Source organism: Sphingobacterium sp. HMA12 (assembly GCF_002933815.1).
GTDB lineage: Bacteria > Bacteroidota > Bacteroidia > Sphingobacteriales > Sphingobacteriaceae > Sphingobacterium.
On sequence record NZ_BEYR01000005.1, the window covers coordinates 1 to 254 of the forward strand.

A 254-nucleotide genomic window follows, 5' to 3' on the forward strand; every position below is an offset into this window, starting at 1 on the left:
CTATAAATATTTAATAATTTCACGATGCCGGAAAATTATATTATGCGGTGTTAATCTCTCTTTCGAGAGGCTATCCCCCTGATAGGGGTAGGTTGCTCACGCGTTACGCACCCGTGCGCCACTCTCACCATCTTTGAGCAAGCTCTCCGATGGATCCCGTCCGACTTGCATGTATTAGGCCTGCCGCTAGCGTTCATCCTGAGCCAGGATCAAACTCTCCATTGTAAAATGAAGTTTTTGATTCCAACTATTTA

1 rRNA gene is annotated in these 254 nt (G+C 45.3%); it reads right to left on the minus strand.

Going from position 1 to position 254, the window contains the following annotated elements:
- Positions 1-225: ribosomal RNA gene (locus HMAT_RS21075) — 16S ribosomal RNA — on the minus strand; the annotation flags it as partial.
- Positions 226-254: the final 29 nt, after the last annotated feature.